This window comes from Gluconobacter japonicus (assembly GCF_002723975.1).
GTDB classification, from domain to species: domain Bacteria; phylum Pseudomonadota; class Alphaproteobacteria; order Acetobacterales; family Acetobacteraceae; genus Gluconobacter; species Gluconobacter japonicus.
Genome location: NZ_BEWO01000022.1, coordinates 18,388 through 37,315 on the forward strand (window position 1 = coordinate 18,388; position 18,928 = coordinate 37,315).

Below are 18,928 nucleotides of genomic sequence, written 5' to 3' on the forward strand. Positions count from 1 at the left end.
CTCTCATGCGCGCACTCACAAATGCCACGCGCATCATGATGATCATGCCCGCTCTGCCATCCCGCCACCATGGCGTCCTCCTCACCACCGGCCTGATCCTTTCGGCCTGCGCCTCTCATGCGCCTCCTCCCGCGCCCTCTGTGGATCAGGGCATGACACACATCCTGAGCGCCCTCGACCAGACAGGGGCCGTCCGTTTTCCCATGGTCAGGGAAGGATCGGTCCTGCCTTCCGAGATGAACCGTCCCGTCAGCTGGCACTGGGAAGGGCCGCTGGATCAGGGCGTCCGTATCCTGGCGGCACGTGCCGGATACCGCACGGATATCCCCTCCCACACGGCGCCGCCTGTCATCCGCATCGATCGCGACGACACAACCCTGGGCGGCCTGTTTGACGAACTGGCCGCGGCAAGTGCCAGCACCGCCCGTATCGAGATCGACGTGCCAGACCATACCATAAGGATCCTGTGGCATGCGTGATGTCTTCCCCACACTCACCCGGACGATCCTGCTCGTGCTTTTCGCGGCTCCGTTGACCGCCTACGCGCAGGACAATGGCCCTCAGGACACGCCTGTTCCGCCTGTCCCCACCGAACAGGCCGGCACAGCCAGCCCACTGGACACGCCCATCACGGGTGCCGCGGAAGCGCCGGATATTCCCGACGTGAAGCAACCGGCCTCTCTTGAAGCCATGATGGCCATCCGACCGGGCTATTCCCCGAAACAGGAGCAGGGACACGGGCGTGACGACGCCGTAAGGCAGGCTGCCTGGGCCTATGGCGCCCAGGGCGGTCGTGCTGCGGAATCCTTCGCCATCAACGAAATGCTGCGGCGCTACGCACCGATACTCGATCGCAAGATTGATTTCCGCACCCTCGTGCTGCCAGCAGGAAATGGGCAGACCCTGATCCGCCCGCCCGTGGTCACGGAAGCACAGATGGCGCTCGCCCTTGATCCGGCCGGGCAGGCCGCACGCGAGACCGCCACCGTCTACCAGATCACGCGGGAAGCCCGCCTTGTCTCGGCCGTACCGCAATGGCGCACCTGGCTTGTGCGCACGGTCTCCCCGGCATCTCCGCCCCCGGACGTACTTCGCCCCCGCACACCCCACGAAGTCGATATCTGGCGCGAAGGCGTCGCCTATGGATGGGCGGCCGGGCAGAGGCAGGCCGTGGAAATCTTCCTCAACGACCTGGGCCGGCTCGAGCGGGACGTCATGGGGATGGGCCGTTACCGCGTCCTCCTTCAGGCCGGAAAAGTCGCTCCCCCCGAGATCAGCCGCCACCATATCGACGTCGAAGGCGGCCACGACCTCATGCGCCTCGAAAACGAAGACATCAGGATCCGTCGACAACCCGGCCTCGATGCCAATCGGGCCCACTGGCATGTCACAGGAGACACGCCATGAGGCCACTCAACCCTGCTCCAGGGACCCGGGCCCTTGATCCCGAACGTCTCGGCAGTTTCTTCATCGGTCTGGCCATCGGCATCGCCCTGCTGCTGCTTTTCCTGTGGTGGACCTTTCACACGCAACTCGCCACAGCCATCCTGTTCGTTCAGGGGCTGGAACTGGATCTGATCGGGCTGTTCACCCACCAGTACGACAGTCTGCGGGCCAACCTGCGGGACGCCATCCCCGAACGTGTCTCGCCCGGAACGCTCTGGACACTCTGCACCATCACCGGATCAGTTCTCCGCTGGCCCGTCCTGATCATCCTCCTCTCTCTCGCCGTGACGGTCATCGTCCGCGCCCCGCGCGAACGCTACCGTCAGCGCTTTGACCTCAATGGCCTGCAGGCGGCGCTGGCACGGATCCACCCGATCGGTGCAGCGTGGGTTGGCGGAACGCTCCCGCTTGCCGAACCCGCCCCTGTCGATGAACGCCGACCCGCCGGCCACTGGACAGCCCGTCCCATGGACCCCGCCCTGCGCCTGCAGGAATGGAAGGAGCGGTTCATGTCCGGTCCGGACCTGATCACACGACGACGCCAGGCCGTCGTCGCCCTGAAGGCGCAACTCGGCTCCCCCTGGACAGGGCTTTCCTCCCTCTCTCCACCCGAGAAGGTCCTTTTCCTGGCGTTCGCACTGTATATCATGCGCCGCAAGGACGACGCGCAGGCCGTTCTCGAAGGGTTCTCCTCCGCCCTTTCAGGGGCCCTGAGCAATGGCGCGCCGGACCTCCCCGCGACCCTGCCACCCCGCTTCCTCAAAAGCCTCGACCAAAAAATCAGCACCGAACCCCTTGATCCCGCCCTCGTGCTGGCACGGCGTCACGGCTGGACGCGGACCGTTCTTCTGAGCCTGCTGCAGGAGGCCCGTCTGAAATCCGGCGTGGTCAATCCCGGCCTCTTCGCCCCCGTTCAGCTTGTTGACCGCGACCTCTGGCTCATTCTGGCCGCCCCCTCCTACCCACGCGACGGTCGGCCATCCCATCACATGACCATCGCGCCCTGCATCGAAGCTGCAGCGGCCATCAGCCACTGGGTCCGGGAATGTCAGGCCGGAGAAGCTCTCACAGAACCGGACGTCGCTCCGATCCTCGCAGCACTCGAGACAGCATGACACCGCCCGCAACCCACACCCCGACCGAACTGATGACCCTCTTCGTTGCCGCCCGGTCCGCCGCCCTCGCACTGCGCCTGTGGATCATCGAGCGTTATGGCCTCACCGCCATCCAGCTTGACGTCGCCATGGCCACCACGCTCCCCCAGCTGGACGCGATCGCCCGCTTCGATCGCTATTACGGATACAACATCACCCCTGCCCCCGTGACGTTGCGTGAACCCATCCGCACCTACACGCACGCCCTGCGCTGTGGCCGCCAGCCCCGCTCCCATGCCGAGATTCCTCAGGCTCTTCTGCGTGCGCACCGCCGTATCGTCCGCCTCGTCGAAGGCCCTTCCCGCAGGAGACATCATGACTGAGCAGAGTTTCTGGCCTGAGGATAGCGCCGGACTGCGCGGTGAAACCCTCGATCGCTTCCTTGTCTGGTGCGCCCGTCAGGATGCCTCCCGCATCGAGATCCAGACCGAAATGCCGGTCATGATCCGCGTTCATGGCCGCAACCGGCAGGTGACCCGTGATCCAAGTCTCCCGCATGAAGTCGAAGACGCCATCACCTATGTGTTTCGCTCCTCGACCGGCGTCACCCATCTCCGGCAGGGCATTCCCCTCGATCTGAGGCATACCATCCGCTCCGGCCCCAAGGGCACCCGGCATTCCTTCCGCCTGAACGCTCTCGGCACTCAGGTCGGATCCGAAGCCGGAATCTCCATCACCTTCCGACCGCTCGCGGATATCCCCCGCCCTCTGGACGAGCAGCATGTCGAACCGGCCCTGCTCGAAGCGCTCCACGGCGAGCGCGGCATGTATCTGATCTGCGGGGCAACAGGGTCCGGGAAAACAACCCTGATTGGCGGCGTGAACCGCGCGCGTCTCGAAGACCCGGACCTCCATTGTGACATCATTGAAGGGTCCGAACCGCTGGAACTGCTCTACGACCTCGTTCCGCGCCGGCACGCGACCATCTCCCAGGTCGAAATTCCACGCGACGTCTCCACCTTCGCCGGCTTCATCCGCGCGGCCATGCGGCGCGAACCCACCGATATCGTGGTGGGCGAGTGCCGGGACAGCGATACGATGGAAGCGGCTATCCAGGCCGCGATCTCCGGTCACCGGCTGACCTCGTCGCTGCACACGTTCGACTGCGCCTCCACCGTCCGGCGTGTGGCCGCCCTCTGTCCTCCCGACCAGCGCGACAGCCTGACCATCGCTCTTGTCGAAAACCTGCGCTTGCTGGTGAACCAGCGTCTGTTACCCTCGACCGACGGGAAACGCACCGCAATCCGCGAGTTTCTGCCGGTCAACCGGGCCATCCGCGACACCCTGCTGAGTGCCCGGCGGGAAGACTGGCCGCATCTGACACATGCGGCCATCGAGGCGCACGGACAGAGTTTCGAGCGCTCGATCCGCGCCACGCTGGCGGCAGGACGCATCACCGAAACCGTGGCTGCGGCCGCCCTGCGGGAGGAGGCCTGACAGGCGACCGTCCCGAATAATCCGGAGCCACCCGTGTGCTTCCGGGATTGTAACATTTGAGAAAGAGGCCATACAGAAATGAGCACCAGAGAAAAACTGCCGCCGGATCTTTACTGGGCCAGTATCTCATGGAACGGCGCGGTCGATAACGAAGCGATCATCGGGTTCGACAGACGCGCGGAGACATTTTTCTGCCAAGCGTTTGAGCCTGCCCCCGAAGAAAATGCTGACGACGAAACGCCACGGCTGTGGATGTTCCCGTCATATCGCGCTTACCCCACCTTCGACGACCTGCTCCAGGGATTGGCAGAGGAGGGAGCGACGCTTCTTTCCTGCGAACTGACAGACGACGTAGAGAAAGGACACTCCGATGACTGATCACGCCATGAACACCCTCCTGCGCACTGACGGGATCGCTCTTGTGACCGGCTGTGCCGAACCGCTCGATCTGGCGGAAACCATCATCAGGAGGCGGACCCAGAATGGCCAGGGATCCTCCCTGGCTCTCGTGGACGACGCCCCGCTGCCGCCCGATCAGACCCTGGCAGACACCGCTCTCGAGGCCGGGCATCTGGCGGTAATTGTGGATGTTGATCGCCATCCCGGGCGTCTGAAAGAGGCCCTCGTGGCCGCGGGGGCAGGGCTGAGCACCTTTCTTTTGACGACGCAGTCCGAACCCGACGCCCTGGTGGAACGGATTGCCGCTGAAACAGCCTCTCCGGAGCAGGAGATTTACCGTCAGTATTTCGTCAATCGCGTGCGCCGGCTCTCCGCCCCGCACAGCGACGGCTCCCGTCGGATCACGGTCCTTGATGCGCAGCGCCGCTTCGACCTTGACCGCCAAAAGCCAGCCGTCTGGTCCCAATGGTTCTCCAGACTTCCCACAAGCGGCATCGCGGCCTGATGTGGCGCTTCTCCGCTGACCCGGTCCGGCTGCTGATCATCGACGCCCGCGCCATGGCGCCGATGCTGCTCTTTCTGGTCCATATGCGGCTGTGGACGCTGATCACAGCGCTTGTCGGCGTAGCGTTCTTCGGTCTGCTCGCCTGGCTCGGCCTGACCCTGCCGGTCGCCTGGCGCATGGCCCGTGTCATCCTCTGCGGACCACGGCGGCCGCGCCTTCCCGCCTGGAAAAAGCGGGACTACGCATGACTGACCCGGCCAGGCTTGCCATTGCGGTCGCCAATCTGTTCGAAAAGCGCGGCTATCGTTTCGAGACAGGGATTCTCGGGCAGGACACCATTCCCCCATGGCTGCTTGCCCAGCCCGATGCTTACCTGCCCGTCTTCCTGCGTCTCGCCGAAGAGCTCTGGCGTCAGGATACAGGTGCCCGGTTTGGTCTACGTCTCACGCCTGACGACAGGAGTCTGACGGGATACCGGCTGACCGGTCTGTTTCACGTTCCGGCCAGCATCGCCCTGCTTGCGGTTGACGCGCTACTGGAACGTCTGGCCACAGACAGGGTGCTTACCTTCGAAGCACTCGCCCGGGAAGTCCTGCGCGTGACCGCGTGACGATCGTTGATTCAGATCGCTTTACGTTGAGGCATTAAAAAACGAATTTGCTTGCGTCTTAATGGTTGTGCGCTACCTTGCAAGGCCACTTCACTCAAACTAGGAAGCCAAGCATGCCACGCCTTGCAAAGGATGACGGCCTTGACAAGTTCCAACGCTATCGGGCCAGCCGCAAGGCTCGTGGCATGAAGCTGTTGCGGGTCTGGGTGCCTGATCCCCTGGCTCCCGGGTTCAAGGCTGAAGCAGAACGTCAGGCGCGGCTGCTCCGGGGCGCGCCAGAGGAAACCGAGGCACTGGATGTCATTGAAGCCTTGACTGAGTGGGGTCCTGATTCGGAGTGAGACGCGGGGACCTCATTACGATCGCCGTAAATGGCGACTATGGCAAACCCCGACCCGCTCTTGTCATCCAGTCAGACCACCTGCCCGAAACCGACAGTATTCTGGTCTGCCAGCTCACTTCCTCACTGCGGGACGCTCCGCTTTACCGGTTGACCCTGCCGGCAGGGGACGCCACAGGTTTGCGCCAGGTGTCGCAGGTCATGGTGGACAAGATCGTCGCTGTCAGACGGGATCGCTGCGGGCCAAAGATTGGCAGGATCGATCGCGAAAGTCTGCTCGCTGTGGGACGACTGATTGCCTTCGTCACCGGCGTGGCGGACTGACCCGAGGACGATCGGAAATGAACTGCATCTCCCGGTAGATCAGTATAACCGCACTCACAAACGGCGCTCTTACTCTGGAGATCAACTGCAGAGGAGGCGCTCATGATCATCACCACGCCATCAGGTCTCGTAATCTTTATCGATACCGCAGACCATACCGTAGGGATCGCACCAAACGGTGACATCACGGTGATGCCCGGTTCCGCCGTTCCGACGGGAACCACGGAAGCCGGACAGTCGACATCCGGCACGGTGAGCGCCGTCCTTCCGGATCAACGGCACAATGCGGAAAGGTCCCGTTCCAGTAACTGGGCCGTATTCGGTCATCCGCCACGCCAGGCCGTTCTGATCGGTGCCGGACTGCTCGCCCTGTTTTCCATGGGCTATCTTGTCTCTGCGGGAACCCACTCCCGCCCGGTCCAGACCGTGCCGCGTCCAACCCTGAATGTGGCCCCCCGACTGCCCTCGCTGGATGCCCCTGTTCTACACCCAGCTCCTTTCCCGCAGGCGCAGGCAGCGCCATCCCCCAATGCAGCGTTCGGGCTGGACTAACCCATGGCACTCATTACGCGCCGGATCGACGGTCCCAAGGATTTCCATGAACAGAAAGGCGGCCTGTCGTATCGCGACACCCGCAGCCTGTCACAGCATCTCGGCGAACTCCTCACCACTGGCGTCGCGGCAGCCGGCCTGATCGTGCTTGCGGTCCTGACTGTCGTCACGCCAGCACTCACCAGCCTTACCTTTCCAGCAGCCCTCGCTTATGCCGCCTATGTCCTGACACGCCCGGTTCTCCTCCCCATCCGTCTTCCCGCTGACGCACCCGGCAAGGACTACGGAAACCCCGTCCCCGACCCCAAACGTCCCGGTGTCGAAATTCCCGGCCGTCCCTCGGGGGACTGGCTCCTTGGCTGGGACGAGGTGACCGGTCAGCAGGTCTGGCTCGCAGGCAATGACCTGACCATGCACGGAATTGCACCAGGCGCCACCGGCTCGGGCAAGACACAACTCATCTACAGCCTCCTGTGCAACGCTCTGGCGCAGGGAACCGGATTTACCATCGTGGACGGCAAGGCCAGCAACAACCTGCCGTTCACCATCAGCGCCATGGCACGACGCTGGGGGCAGGACGCCAACGTGCGCGTCATCAATCTGATGGTCTCCGGCGGCGATCGCCGCACAAACACATGGAACCCCTTCGCGAGTGTCAATGCAGAAGGCATGACGGAACTGCTCCTGACATTGTTCCTGCCTGAAGAAAGCAAGGGCGCGGGCGGCAACGCCGACTTTTTCCGCAACCGTGCCGAATCTCTCATTCGCGGCATGGCCTATATCTTCGTCTGGGTCCGCGACAATGCCGGCATACCGGTCACGTCAGAAACCATCCGCACCATGTTCTCCGATATCAACGTGCTGAGGACGCTCGTCAAAGACCGCATCTTTACCTATTACGATGCCACAACCAGCAAGAGCGCCACGCTTCCCCTCGACAGCGTTGGAGCAGAGTTCGACCCGGCCCTGCTCCAGCCGGTGAACGCCTACATCATGGAGACGGGCGGTTTCACCGAAGGCAAGGACGTCAGCCAGCAGGACAAGGTCCGCGAACAGCACTCCTATGTCGTGGGCGGCTTCGGCAAGACCTTCACCCAGATGTCTTCCACCCTCGGCCACGTCTTTAACTGCGACGTCGGCGATATCGATTTCCGCGATATCATCTTCAACCGGCGGATCCTGCTCGTTCTGCTTCCCTCTCTCGAAAACCACCCAGACACCAACCGGGCTCTGGGCAAGGCCGTGATCACCGCTCTCCGTTACGGGCTGGCGGCCGCGCTCGGCACCTCGATCGAAGGGGAATACGAAGACCTCGTCGTCAACCGTCCCTCCTCCTCCAAAACCCCCTACCCCATCGTTCTCGACGAGGTCGGCCAGTTCGCAACACGTGGCATCGATTCCATGATGGCGCTCGGTCGTGAACTCAACATCTTCCTGCTGATTTCCTTTCAGGAAGTGGGCACCCTGTACGCCACGCTGGGTCGGGACCTGACCGTGCCGCTGCTCGGCAACCCGAAACTCAAGATCTTTATGAACATCGAGGACCCCGGTCCCACCCGCCAATGGGTGGAGGAATCGGGCGGCACAATGCCGGTGACCGTCCTGCCCGGTTACGACAATTCCTCGCCCCTGGGCCTCTACGCCGATCAGCAGCGGGCCGACATCCGCGAGGTCAAGCGCGTCTCATGGAGCGATGTCCAGAACCTGCGCCGGGGCCAGGCGATCATTCTTTTCCGGGGGCGGCGCATCTATGCGCGGCTCTTCTACGCCGGCATCACGCCACACGGCATCAACCGCGTTTTTCCAACCGTCGCGCTCCGGACTTTTGCGTCTCCGCCCCCGTCATCTGCCGAGGTCGAAACGGTCCGGGCCAATCTTGCCGCCGGGAAGGATCTCGTGGACCCCGATCGGCTTCCCACACCGTCCGGCACATTTCTGTCCCTGTATACCGACCTGGCCGCCATCCTCGGAACCAACGCCTCCCCCCTGGAGGACGCAACGCGTCTCCTCAAACTTGGTGAGGAACCTAACCAGCCGCTCCTCGAAGCCCTCTATCGTAATCTGGTCGAACCGACCGGGCAGATGCCCGAAAGTCGTGAACCGCTGGACGCCTCGATCGATCCCGCCCTCTTCAACGAACTCGTCGCCCTGGAGGAAACTTTCGGCATGGCGAAGGAGGCAGCCGGCCGCGCTGTAACCCACGCGCTCAACCTTTACGCACGTAATCGCACCACCCGGCGAAAGGAGAGCACATGAGGCCATCTTCCAACCCGGCCGCTGAGATACGCCAGGCCCAGAGGGGCTACCGGCGCATGACCGGTCAGCTTCGACGCAGACTGAAGGCCCTGGGCTTCGATGTCGTTGAAAACCGTCGCCATGTCAGACTGGTTTCTCAGAGCAATCCGAGGATATCCATCGTGATTCCCACGTCCGGCAGCGACTATCGTGGCGGACGGAATTCAGCCAGCACCCTCCTGCGGAAAATACAGGAAGACCAGAGCCATCAATCTCGCCATCGATAGCCCGGAAAACGCTCACGTGATCTTGTATTTATCGGAGACGGCAGAAGGATAAAGGGTTATCTCTCGTTAATCAGGTGCTGCAAATACCCAGATCCCTTCGGCGCACTATTCACGTCACCGAACTGTGCGCGAGCCTGAGCCACAAAATCCCGGTTCCGTTCAATCGCAAGCGCGGCGCCTCTCGCCGTCGCCTTTACTCCATAATGGCGTTCAACCCAGGAAATATCGCATCGCCAATCGTCGAACCGGCTGCGCTGATGCCACTCTTCCATAGCCAGATTTCCACACTCTAGCGCCTGTGCTCGTGTCCAGCCATTAACTTCCTCCATCCATGCTAACGCCTCATCATGCTTCCCGGTCGCGATCGTTCTTCCCCAGTGCCGCACGGCGTGACAATCCGGACACAAGGCAATTACCCCTTTCAATGTCTGGACACGGGTTTTGTCGTCATAAGCCCATCCTTCATCAGCTTCGACCGGCCATTGGGGCCCGCGCCGCCCACAGACACGACACCGCGAACCAGCCCGGGCGTAGCAATCCTTCCGGATATGCTTCCAGTCGTCTGGTTCGAGTAACGCGCGAAGGTTCCGCCCCCAAAGTGCCTGAGGAACCATCCAAGGCCGGATAAACGGCGGTTTCCGATCAGGCCGATAGCGATATGGCACGAACGGCAGAACCTGGAGAAGACTATCCGCCGGGCACAGCCAGCACTTTTCGATCTGATCGAAACTCGCCCCGCCGGCTGCCGCTTCACTGCGCCGTTCAAATGGCACGCAAAGAGGAATAAAGGTGCTCAAAACAAATCTCCTACATGGCCGATAGTTGGAGCACCGCTATTGTTTCGGCAAGGCGCAGCACTCTATCGCCGCCAGCCATGAACATCCTGCCACGCCTCGTTGACGATCGCTGTCAAAATCGCGTGCGCCTCCGGTGACTGGTAAACTTTCGTCTGCCCCGCCAACGCCTCCGTGAGAACCTGGCGCATCATAACCTGATCTGAGAGGCGAAAGTCTTCGGGAACCGAACGTATCCTACTCAAAACTCGCTTGTTCAATGCATCTATCGAACGCTTCCACCTTTGCCATTGCAGCTCATCCTGCGCCTGATTGCCTTTGATTTCCTCGACCAGAAGCGGTTCGGCAATTATCCGAAGCACATCTGCGGCCTTCTTTATCTGCAGTTTACGCAGGCGATATGGGCTGAGACCGGATAAATCTTCTTCGTGCGAACCGCTATCCTGTTCTGACTGCGACATCCAATTTTCCTCACATTTCAGGATCGTTTGATGTGTTGCGCTGAGGCGATGGCAGCTCCTCGGCCGCATGCTCCTTCACAGTATTCTCCCGTTCGTTGACCGGTCCCGGCTGTGAGCGCCGCCTTTCATTGGCAACCCGTGTCGCGGAAACCATTTTTTCGGTAGCATAGCCCAACTTACGCATTCTGCGATTGATGTCATCCCAGTGCTCACGATCGACATTGCCGAGATCGCGTTCTTCTTTTTGCCGACGGAATGCACTCCCCGGCTCCAGGTCCTTCTGGCGCATCCGCTCGATCGTATGCGACTGGCGGATCCAGCGTCTTGCGCTGTTATCCAGCGCGAGCTCCTCCTTCGCCAGATCAATGGCCAGCGATTTGTAAGGGTGCCGCCCCATATCGGCCGCCGCGCGGTTATACAGATCCTCGACCGTGATCGGGCTACTGTCCCCCAGCGCCCGCGACCAGGCTTCCGCCTCACGCAATGCTCCTTCCGCGATGACCGTCCAGCACTGATGGACATGTCGGCTCTCCGCCACATAGGTCGTAAAGCCGGTGACCCCTGAGGTGCCACGCGGCATGGCATTGATATGCTCATCCGACGTGACACCCTGGGCGGAATCAATGGTCATCGCGTGTCCGAAGCCAAGCAGAAGACGGCCCGTGCTGACATCCGCCAGCCGTTCCCACGATGCAAACCCGGACCGGCCCTTGTCATTCTCAAGAATCAGCCCATCCCGCACCACGTCCTTGACCGTCACGAAATCGCCGTTGGACCCAAGTTCTCTCCACCGGTCTCCATGGGGCGTCCTGACCTTAACACTGGTCCGACGAAACAGCCGCAGCCTGTCTCCAACCGAGAGCGGAAGATCATAGGTTTCCCCCCGCTGGTCGATTGCCGCCCGCACAATCTCCTCGCGCCCGATCTCTCCGCGTGCCCGCAGACGCTCACGCACCGCACGGCTCAGATCCATGACATCCTCGTTGGTCGGAGCGGACATGGTAATCCCACGCGTAAACCCGCTCCGTGCCAGAATATCCCGACGCCTGAGATACAACTCGGCGATATGGGTGACGACCTGTTCATGGTCCCCGCCCGCAAGCCGAAGCGTGCCATCCCTGCGTTTCATGTCGATGGCTTCCCGAGCCCGGGCAATATCAGCCTCCCGCTGCTTCTCTTCCGACTTTGAAAGATCACGACCGGGTGAGCGAAACCGGCCGGCGATCATCCGACCACGGGCTGTTGCCTGGCGGATCGTGCTGAGCAGTTCAGGACGGGCATCCGGCGGCATCACCCTCAGCAGGAGCTCCACGGCATCGCCCGCCTCGATCGACTGCGCCTGCTCCCGATCCCCAAGCACCCGCAGAGCAAACCCGTATTCCTGTTGAAGTTCGAGAACGCGCAGCAATTGACGGGGCGAGACCTGACTGACCTCGTCGACCACGAGGACAGTTTTCCTGTCCAGCACCAGTTCGCCCGTCTCAATTTTGTGCAGAAAAGGCGTCAGCGCATAGGTTTTATGAATACCCGCATCCCTGAGGGCGTCAGCCTGACGCCAGGCTATCGCCATTCCGACCACGTCACGCCCGTCCTCCTTCCAGGCATCCACCAGAGGGCGCAGCAGGGTCGTCTTGCCGGCTCCGGCAACACCTGTCAGAAAACCGAGACCACCGGCCAGCCCCAGGGAGCGGATCGCAGCAAGCTGTGCCTTGCCATGCTTCGGCTCCTTCCCGAAATCGAGACCGGAGCGTGCGACGGCCGCGGCAATGGCCTCCTCGGTAAGAGCTCCTTCCCGGGTTCGGGTCGAAATATGCGCAAGCCGCGCCATTTCCTTTTCGACGCGGACCTGCTCCGTCGTGGCTACCCGCCAGCGGCCTTCCTGCTCCTCCTTGATGAAATGGACATGCGTGCCGTCTATGGTGATCCCGCGCTCTTCGATCAGGTCCGCCACACGCTCCACATCTTCCGGCTCCTGGATGCCCGCTTCGATCAGGCCATGGGCGGCATGTGTGCGAAACGCGTCACGGTCGATCACGGCCGCTGTCCGGAATTCCTCGGCCAACATCTTTTCTGCGATCGCGAATGCAATTTCATACCGCTCCGCCTGCGTCTTCTCCGGATAGACTTCCTCGGTCAGAACCGTCTCATGATGCCAGCCGATTTCGTCCGCCTGTTCCCGCCAGATCTCACGTTCGTTCGAGCCGTTATATTTCTTCGAGCGATAGGCAAGATTGGCATTATGAAGGATCGAGAACTTCTGCGCAGCACTCAAGTCCTTCCAATCTAGACCCTGCCGCTTTGCAAAAGCCTTACCAAGCTTTTCTGCTTGCTGATGTCGTTTGGAAAACATATCCCGAGCCCGTTCGGGAATGGCCTCTATGACGATGGCACGACCTCGATCGTCCGACCTCACAGCAATACCTAGAGCGCGTAGTTCACGGGCCAGCTCTGCCTGAAAATAAGCACCAAAGAGGAACGACGTTGTCTTCGTGATCCGTGCGCTATCGAGGGATCCAAGATGACCACTCTCGGTCGCCACGGCATTGAACATCGCATTATGAATGTGGAACTGGGGATCCCCAGGAACGGGCACCTCAACGGACGCGGTCGCACCATCGGGACCATCCTGAATTTGTAATGCAGGACGAGACGTATAGTGCCGAAACGACACCCAGGCCACCTCACCCTCTTCAATGTAGGCGTTATCTCCCGACGCCCGGCGTGCTAGCCCGATTTCCCTTGCGATAAAGGCCATGGCACGATCGTTAGCCTTATGTATTGCCAAGGCGATCAAGGCCTGCTCCGCCTTCGTGGACGCGAATTCAAACGCGAGCGACACCGTCTTGTCCGGTGAAGCCGTGAAGTCGATCCCCGAGACTTCCCTCTTCCGGCCCATGTTTGACCACGCCTCGCCGGTATCCGCACGCTTACATTCAAACAGGCGGGCCAGTCCCTCGTCCGAAGGCACTTTCGTAAGATCAAGGCCAAGCGCATTAGCAATGCGTGGTCCGATATTCGGTCCCCAGGCTCCCTTCCCGTCCCGCCCCGTATAATACGTGTTCAGACGACCACCTCCCTCAAGGGTCGGATCGTCTTTCATGCCTTCGAACCGCGCGTCTTTGGTCGGCTCGAGCTGGTGCTCGCGCAAGTAAGCAACGATCAGCTTGCCCGCCCCATCCGCTGACAGCTTGCGATAGGTGATCATTGCAAAGACCCCGAACCAGGGTGAGAGGCATCGAACCCGGCCTGTTGTTCTGCAAGAACTTCAAGGGCTACGGCCTGACGTTCGAGCGTTTCAAGGATCTTTGAAAGCAGCTCCCTCAGACCCGGCTCATCCGACTTCACATCAGGCGGGGAAACCATCTGATGAATCTCCGCCAGAAGCCGACCATGCTGATGAAGCGTCGCCACAATCTGCAATTGCACCTTGCTATGAAGTGCTAGCGTTTCGTGAAGTGCTGAAAGATCGTCTGCCATGAAAAAGGCTCCCCAAGAATGGATCACCTCTCCATCATCGGGGCTTCGTTTGTGAGTGCGCGCACACTCCCGCCTTGTCATGGATGAAACGGGACGGCACCTTTGTCTCCGGGATCGCTTCAGGTGATTCTGAAAAACACATCACAGGCAGAACACATGAAAACAATGGACGTCATTGATCGTGTCGCTGAGGCGACGGGCAACAGCAAGGCCGATGCCAAGACCGCCGTGGAAACGGTAATTTCCACCATCGTCGAGGCGGCGATCCGTGGTGAGGAAATTAATCTGCACGGATTAGGCAAATTCGTGGTTAAAACACGCCCCGCCCGTCAGGGAAGAAATCCTGCAACTGGTGAGAGCATCATGATTCCGACCAGCCACAGTCTCCGGTTCACCCAAGGGAAAACTCTTAAAGACGCACTCAATCCCTAAAACCTCGGACGGCCGACTTAAGCAAGACTTTCGCGGCCATCCTTCAGTGCATGTGAGCGCACTACGGGTGCTGCAAGCAGCAGGTTTTTGATCTGCCGTGGGAAGATTTACATCTAACAACCTGCTAGAAGGGCTGCGTTCTCTATTTCTTTCAAAAGCGGATGCTCACCGCTTTCGATCAACTCTCGAATGTTCGCTTCGCGATTACTGTCAGAAACTTCTTCATACAGACCCGCGCAGAGCTTATTCCAGCCCGGCCAGTAATTGCTCCGTGCGAACTCATTGGAATCCCAAATGTCTTCCCACCACGGCTGGGAAGGCAGGCCATGAATCAGGGCTGACGGGTTGTGCCAACCGTCCTGAAGCTGGCGGTACGTGCGCTCACTTACAATGTGGCTCGTGATCACGATATCCGGGGCCAAGTTGCACTCGCCGTATATCCGATAAAGAAGGTGCCAGACCTGAGTGAGATTGCGCAGGGAACTCCGGCCACCCCCGCCAGTGTCATCGGACACAACGTAAGGGGTGCGGATAACCAGATCCTTGTCGGCCCACTGCTTCACCAAGAGCAATCCGCCACGCTCCCCAGCGCATCGAATGAAGCGGAGCCCCTGGAGGTGTGTTTTTAGGGTCGTGGGGTCTGCATCGAGCAGCCAAAGGGCCCCTTGACCGGCATTCTCTGGAATTCGGTCATACTCGCAAAGATATGGGGTGCCCTCGCCATAGACCAGCCAGTCTGGCGATACCGAGCAGTAATTGGCGATTGCCTTGAGTTGGGAAAGACTGGGTTCTGCTATCCCCTCAATCCATTGTGCCACCAGCGTGACCTGATCTTCTCCGATCGCATCAGCCAGACGCGCGGCGCTATATGGAGGACGTGTCGAGAAATCGCTCACCCGACCGTTCTCTGCGAGGGCAATCGCCTGCTGCAGGCGCTGCGAAACTGCCTCGATCTGCATCATCGCCGGCTGGTCTGCCCATGCCTTCAGCGCAATCCTCAGTTCAGCTTCAACGGATCGTGCCGATGCTCCAGCCTTGCGCTTCAGGGCATTTATAAGAGTGTCGTCTAAGTTCCTGATCGTCAGACTTGCCACGGAATCATACTCCTTCCTCAAGAAGGGAAGATTGCACAATATTGATGGCATTATGCAATCAATATACTGCATGCAGCGTGTTCACACCCCGGTGAGTTTGTCACAGGCAAATGAGACTGCGCGGCGATCGAGTTGCAAGATTGGGATGCGGGAACACTCGTCGTCCCTTTCCCTGGTTTCGCCCTTTTCCTGCGTCTCTCCAACAAGCACTAGTGCTTCCCCGGAAGGCAGCGCGAAGCGCAAACTGAAAGTTTGCATTTGTGTATGGAAAAGGAAATTCTACGGTTCGCTTTTGCTACACCCTTGCTACACTTATGCTTCCGCAGAGCTTCGCTATCGATTCGATCTTGCTTCGGACTGCGGTCGGGTTTACCCTATTGGTCAGGAGGGGTGTGCATGAGCGCAGCGATTGAGGCAGGAGTCCGTGCAAACGAGTATCTGGACGTATGCGCGGCAAAACTGACACGCTCGCCTGTCGTGGCGTGGCTGACGCAAAATTACGAGAAACTCCTCGCCGCAACCTCGCGCCGGACTCTCAGTTGGGCTGAGCTTGCTCGACGGCTTGGGGAGGACGGTATCTTTACGGGTCGCGGCAGCAGCCCTAAGGCCGACGCTGTGCGCGTTGAGTGGTACCGCGTGAAACGCAGGATCGCAGCCGTTCGCGAGGCGCAGGAAGCCGCCAAGGCGGCAGCGGAGCGTGAGCGCCTTCTTGCGCTTGACGCTGCAAGAGAAAAAAAGCTGCACGACGACAGAGAGGCCGCTGCATTGAAGGCGCGGGTCGAGCAGGCGGATCGCGCTGCGGCGTGGCAACGCCAGAGAGCGGCGGCTGACGCGTCCTATCTACAAGAAGCAGCGGCGCAACTCCGTTCCCGACAGGCCGCTCAGGGCCTACCTGTTTCGGTCCCAGCCCCAGCCTCTGGCAGTCCATCAGGACCTGAAAACAAGCCCGACCTTGTAATGCTTGATCTACCCAAGTTCGACCCGCCCTACGTTTCCTCGCGCGCCTATCTACCCGTTGACCCTTCGCTCCCGCCGGTGCGTGAAGGAGAGATTTGCCGGGCAACGGGCATCAAATGGGAATACGGAGACGACCTGCCGGGCTATCCAAGCAAACGCAACTATGAATACGAACGCGACTGGCTTCGCGATGTCGGACGATTGCTGCGTGCGAAACATCCCACGAACATCACAATGACGCGTGAAGAACGGTACGTCATGCGGACAGCGAAATCGTGCATTCCGAACCTGTTTTGAGGGGTGTGCGCGCACTCACAAACGCCGTCGTTACCCTGTTTCCTGTCCGGGCATGGTGTCCGGGTGATGGAAATAAGGTTGAACGATGTCCGAGAAAAGCAAGCCTACACCAACTCCTGTCCCCACGGACCATGCACGCCGCGCCGTCTGGCGGATCGGGCGCGGGCGCAGCGGTGGGAGTCTGGCGCTGGGAATCTTCACATTCTGGGCCCTGGCTGCTGGGCGTCGGGTTCTTGTTGCTGACGGTGATCCCAACAACCCGACGCTTTCAAAACTGTTCCCGGCCGATGGCGGTAACGGCGTACAGCGCCCGGCCAACGCCGAGCTTGAGGCTAGCAAGGTCTGGCTGGCGAACACTTTGGCTCAGGCGCTGACAGCGGATGCCTCCATTGTCATTGATATGGGCGGTGGCGACCGGGTCAGCGAGGAACTCGCGGCAGAGTCGGATCTGGGGGCATTCCTCAAGGCCAACGGGGTGCTTCCGACCTTCGCCTACTTCACCGGGCCCGAGCGAGACGATTTTGACCACGTGTTTCGCATTTGGGACTCTTCGTCCTTCAAGGATGGCGACCAGATCCTTCTCCTGAACGAAGGTCTGTACCGCTCCCCTTCTCGATCGACCAACCCGTTTGCATGGCTTCGGAAAGACCCACGTCTGACCAAAATGGAAGAGGCTGGCGTCCGCATCGTTGTGTTCCCCGCGCTCACCTGCATGAAATATCTTGAGCACGATAACATGAACGTGTTCGACGTTGTTGCCGGAAAGCCCAAAGCCGACGGGACACAGGTAAACCCACTGTGGCGGCATATGACCATCAAGTGGCTCAAGGACTTTCAGGTGAACCTTGAAGAGGAAGGAGTTATGGGGTGGTTACCATGAGCGCTCCTCTGGCTGCGCGTCAGGCGCGGGAGGCGCTTCTGGTCAGCCTGCATGACGCAGGCGTCGAGCCGGGCAGCCCGCTCGGCGTTCTTCTGATCCGGCAATTCGAGATTACAGCGCTGGCTTGTGAACAATTGACAGAGGCGACCGCAACGGCGGAAACCCTGCTGGACCGGTCCCGCAAGGAACTTGGGGAGCTACGTGAAAGCCTTGCGCAAGGTCTGGTGCAGGTTCGGGAGATGGGCGAGGTTGCCCGAACGAGTTTATGCAAGCAGGAAGAATTTCGGAAAACCGAGATTGAGACATCGCTGACGCGTATTGTGGATGGTCTGACGGCCACGTTGCGGGAGGAGGTGTTCCTGAAACTTCGGGAGCAGATTCCGCTGCATGAGCGGGCGTTTTTCCGTGAGATGCGTTTCAGGGCCTACACGCGGATAGCGATGGCGGCGTTTTTTCTGTCTCTTCTGGGGTTTATTGGCGGGTATTCGTATAACTGGGACGCGGCCCGTGTTGGATCGTATTGCAAGAAGCACGAAATGAACGATCCCCATGACGGGATGGAGTGGTGTGCGCTGTCCCCGCCGACGATGACGAAAGGGGGGAGCGAGGAAGGAAATGCGTCTGGAGGCGATGCGCGGACGCAATGAGGGACTTGCCAGGGCGGAGCCCTGGCCGCCTTTAGTTCACAGAGGCGCGTAGCGCGTCTGTGTCCATTTTGGCGCGCGGTTACCGTGTGTGGCGACCAAGAAAAAAGCGGCCGTAAGGCCGCTTGTGAGGTGTTCCGGGGGTTGCCTGATTAACGGAGGCTCTCCCGATACTTTGCCAGCCTGTTCGCGATTGGACCGAGAACGAGACCGAACACGAGCGTAAAAATGCAGAACGGCAGCGCCACCAGCAAAATAGCCTTCGTGAAGTCGTCCATGATTTAATTCTCCCTTTCGTCTTTATACGGGACATACAGCAGGATAAGCAACGAAATCCCTTCAAGAAGGGAAGCCATGGAAGCGGCAGCGAGCATTTTCCGCCCCGTCAGAATTTCCGGCGTATTGAAAGCCGGCGTCACCAGTCCTACAGCGACGATCGCAAGGGCAACGGTCTGGAACGCACCAGCGAGGGCCTTGAGACGATCCTCCCTGTGTTTGGGACGCTGGGGCGGGGGCAGAGCCGCCCGCAGAAGCCGTTGAACATATGGTGTCATGAAATCTGTCTGCCTATGGAGAGGGACCCGGCCTGTTCAGGCCGGGTGA

General features: G+C 60.4%; 25 protein-coding genes. 18 read left to right on the forward strand and 7 right to left on the reverse strand.

Annotated elements, in window-relative coordinates; translation table 11 throughout:
- Positions 1-5 precede the first annotated feature (5 nt).
- The 14 genes from GJA01_RS12325 (at position 6) to GJA01_RS12390 (ending at position 9,289) form a co-directional block, all read left to right on the forward strand.
- Positions 6-479, forward strand: a complete 474-nt coding sequence (locus tag GJA01_RS12325; protein ID WP_253783180.1) for a DotD/TraH family lipoprotein — start codon at positions 6-8, stop codon at positions 477-479.
- A complete protein-coding gene (locus tag GJA01_RS12330) occupies positions 472-1,407 on the forward strand; it encodes a type IV secretion system DotC family protein (protein WP_082785232.1) in 936 nt (311 codons plus the stop codon). The genes GJA01_RS12325 and GJA01_RS12330 overlap by 8 nt, the downstream gene beginning before the upstream one ends.
- Positions 1,404-2,561: a secretion/conjugation apparatus DotM-related subunit gene (locus GJA01_RS12335; RefSeq protein WP_062502996.1), complete on the forward strand. Its 1,158-nt coding sequence runs from the start codon at positions 1,404-1,406 to the stop codon at positions 2,559-2,561. The genes GJA01_RS12330 and GJA01_RS12335 overlap by 4 nt, the downstream gene beginning before the upstream one ends.
- Positions 2,558-2,923 carry a hypothetical protein gene (locus GJA01_RS12340; RefSeq protein WP_061487555.1) on the forward strand — a complete coding sequence of 122 codons (366 nt, stop codon included), beginning with the start codon at positions 2,558-2,560 and terminating at the stop codon, positions 2,921-2,923. The genes GJA01_RS12335 and GJA01_RS12340 overlap by 4 nt, the downstream gene beginning before the upstream one ends.
- Positions 2,916-4,037 (forward strand): type IV pilus twitching motility protein PilT, encoded by a 1,122-nt coding sequence (locus GJA01_RS12345; RefSeq protein WP_061487554.1) that lies wholly within the window; start codon positions 2,916-2,918, stop codon positions 4,035-4,037. The genes GJA01_RS12340 and GJA01_RS12345 overlap by 8 nt, the downstream gene beginning before the upstream one ends.
- Positions 4,038-4,115: 78 nt before the next feature.
- Positions 4,116-4,415, forward strand: coding sequence for a hypothetical protein (locus tag GJA01_RS12350; RefSeq protein ID WP_062502993.1), 300 nt, complete (start codon positions 4,116-4,118; stop codon positions 4,413-4,415).
- Positions 4,408-4,941 carry a hypothetical protein gene (locus tag GJA01_RS12355; protein ID WP_062502991.1) on the forward strand — a complete coding sequence of 178 codons (534 nt, stop codon included), beginning with the start codon at positions 4,408-4,410 and terminating at the stop codon, positions 4,939-4,941. Before GJA01_RS12350 ends, GJA01_RS12355 begins: the two co-directional genes overlap by 8 nt.
- Positions 4,941-5,189, forward strand: coding sequence for an IcmT/TraK family protein (icmT, locus tag GJA01_RS12360; RefSeq protein ID WP_061487551.1), 249 nt, complete (start codon positions 4,941-4,943; stop codon positions 5,187-5,189). Before GJA01_RS12355 ends, icmT begins: the two co-directional genes overlap by 1 nt.
- The gene (locus tag GJA01_RS12365; RefSeq protein ID WP_062502989.1) at positions 5,186-5,551 is read left to right on the forward strand and encodes a hypothetical protein; all 366 of its coding nucleotides are present in this window, start codon (positions 5,186-5,188) and stop codon (positions 5,549-5,551) included. Before icmT ends, GJA01_RS12365 begins: the two co-directional genes overlap by 4 nt.
- Before the next feature lie 113 nt (positions 5,552-5,664).
- On the forward strand, positions 5,665-5,892 hold the full coding sequence (locus GJA01_RS12370) for an antitoxin MazE-like protein (RefSeq protein WP_062502987.1): 228 nt from the start codon (positions 5,665-5,667) through the stop codon (positions 5,890-5,892).
- Positions 5,889-6,215, forward strand: a complete 327-nt coding sequence (locus tag GJA01_RS12375) for a type II toxin-antitoxin system PemK/MazF family toxin (RefSeq protein ID WP_062502985.1) — start codon at positions 5,889-5,891, stop codon at positions 6,213-6,215. The genes GJA01_RS12370 and GJA01_RS12375 overlap by 4 nt, the downstream gene beginning before the upstream one ends.
- 102 nt (positions 6,216-6,317) lie before the next feature.
- On the forward strand, positions 6,318-6,767 hold the full coding sequence (locus tag GJA01_RS12380; RefSeq protein ID WP_062502983.1) for a hypothetical protein: 450 nt from the start codon (positions 6,318-6,320) through the stop codon (positions 6,765-6,767).
- 3 nt (positions 6,768-6,770) lie between these two features.
- The gene (locus tag GJA01_RS12385; RefSeq protein ID WP_062502981.1) at positions 6,771-9,023 is read left to right on the forward strand and encodes a type IV secretory system conjugative DNA transfer family protein; all 2,253 of its coding nucleotides are present in this window, start codon (positions 6,771-6,773) and stop codon (positions 9,021-9,023) included.
- Positions 9,020-9,289, forward strand: coding sequence for a hypothetical protein (locus tag GJA01_RS12390; protein ID WP_062502979.1), 270 nt, complete (start codon positions 9,020-9,022; stop codon positions 9,287-9,289). Before GJA01_RS12385 ends, GJA01_RS12390 begins: the two co-directional genes overlap by 4 nt.
- A gap of 56 nt (positions 9,290-9,345) precedes the next feature.
- On the opposite strand, the gene GJA01_RS12395 is transcribed toward GJA01_RS12390, so the two are convergent.
- From GJA01_RS12395 to GJA01_RS12410, 4 genes are all read right to left on the reverse strand, one after another.
- Positions 9,346-10,086, reverse strand: a complete 741-nt coding sequence (locus GJA01_RS12395) for a hypothetical protein (protein WP_253783178.1) — start codon at positions 10,084-10,086, stop codon at positions 9,346-9,348.
- A 62-nt stretch (positions 10,087-10,148) separates the two neighbouring features.
- Entirely contained in the window at positions 10,149-10,544 is a 396-nt protein-coding gene (locus tag GJA01_RS12400; RefSeq protein ID WP_062502975.1) for a hypothetical protein, read from the reverse strand.
- A 10-nt stretch (positions 10,545-10,554) separates the two neighbouring features.
- Positions 10,555-13,749, reverse strand: a complete 3,195-nt coding sequence (gene mobF, locus GJA01_RS12405) for a MobF family relaxase (RefSeq protein ID WP_062502973.1) — start codon at positions 13,747-13,749, stop codon at positions 10,555-10,557.
- Positions 13,746-14,021 (reverse strand): hypothetical protein, encoded by a 276-nt coding sequence (locus tag GJA01_RS12410; protein WP_061487545.1) that lies wholly within the window; start codon positions 14,019-14,021, stop codon positions 13,746-13,748. Before GJA01_RS12410 ends, mobF begins: the two co-directional genes overlap by 4 nt.
- 156 nt (positions 14,022-14,177) lie before the next feature.
- Between GJA01_RS12410 and GJA01_RS12415 the strand changes: the two genes are divergently transcribed.
- Positions 14,178-14,453 (forward strand): HU family DNA-binding protein, encoded by a 276-nt coding sequence (locus GJA01_RS12415; RefSeq protein WP_061487580.1) that lies wholly within the window; start codon positions 14,178-14,180, stop codon positions 14,451-14,453.
- Between the two features lie 113 nt (positions 14,454-14,566).
- On the opposite strand, the gene GJA01_RS12420 is transcribed toward GJA01_RS12415, so the two are convergent.
- Positions 14,567-15,547 (reverse strand): FitA-like ribbon-helix-helix domain-containing protein, encoded by a 981-nt coding sequence (locus GJA01_RS12420; RefSeq protein WP_061490782.1) that lies wholly within the window; start codon positions 15,545-15,547, stop codon positions 14,567-14,569.
- Between the two features lie 396 nt (positions 15,548-15,943).
- On the opposite strand from GJA01_RS12420, the gene GJA01_RS12425 reads away from it, so the two are divergent.
- The 3 genes from GJA01_RS12425 (at position 15,944) to GJA01_RS12435 (ending at position 18,328) form a co-directional block, all read left to right on the forward strand.
- On the forward strand, positions 15,944-16,801 hold the full coding sequence (locus GJA01_RS12425; RefSeq protein WP_062502972.1) for a hypothetical protein: 858 nt from the start codon (positions 15,944-15,946) through the stop codon (positions 16,799-16,801).
- A gap of 85 nt (positions 16,802-16,886) precedes the next feature.
- Positions 16,887-17,681 (forward strand): hypothetical protein, encoded by a 795-nt coding sequence (locus tag GJA01_RS12430; RefSeq protein ID WP_062502970.1) that lies wholly within the window; start codon positions 16,887-16,889, stop codon positions 17,679-17,681.
- Entirely contained in the window at positions 17,678-18,328 is a 651-nt protein-coding gene (locus GJA01_RS12435; RefSeq protein WP_062502968.1) for a hypothetical protein, read from the forward strand. The genes GJA01_RS12430 and GJA01_RS12435 overlap by 4 nt, the downstream gene beginning before the upstream one ends.
- A 149-nt stretch (positions 18,329-18,477) precedes the next feature.
- Here the strand turns inward: GJA01_RS12435 and GJA01_RS15620 are convergent, their stop codons facing one another.
- Together GJA01_RS15620 and GJA01_RS12440 are read right to left on the reverse strand one after the other, a co-directional pair.
- Complete coding sequence (locus GJA01_RS15620) at positions 18,478-18,603, reverse strand: hypothetical protein (RefSeq protein WP_255312279.1); 126 nt, start codon at positions 18,601-18,603, stop codon at positions 18,478-18,480.
- 3 nt (positions 18,604-18,606) lie between these two features.
- A complete protein-coding gene (locus GJA01_RS12440; RefSeq protein WP_062502966.1) occupies positions 18,607-18,879 on the reverse strand; it encodes a hypothetical protein in 273 nt (90 codons plus the stop codon).
- Positions 18,880-18,928: the final 49 nt, after the last annotated feature.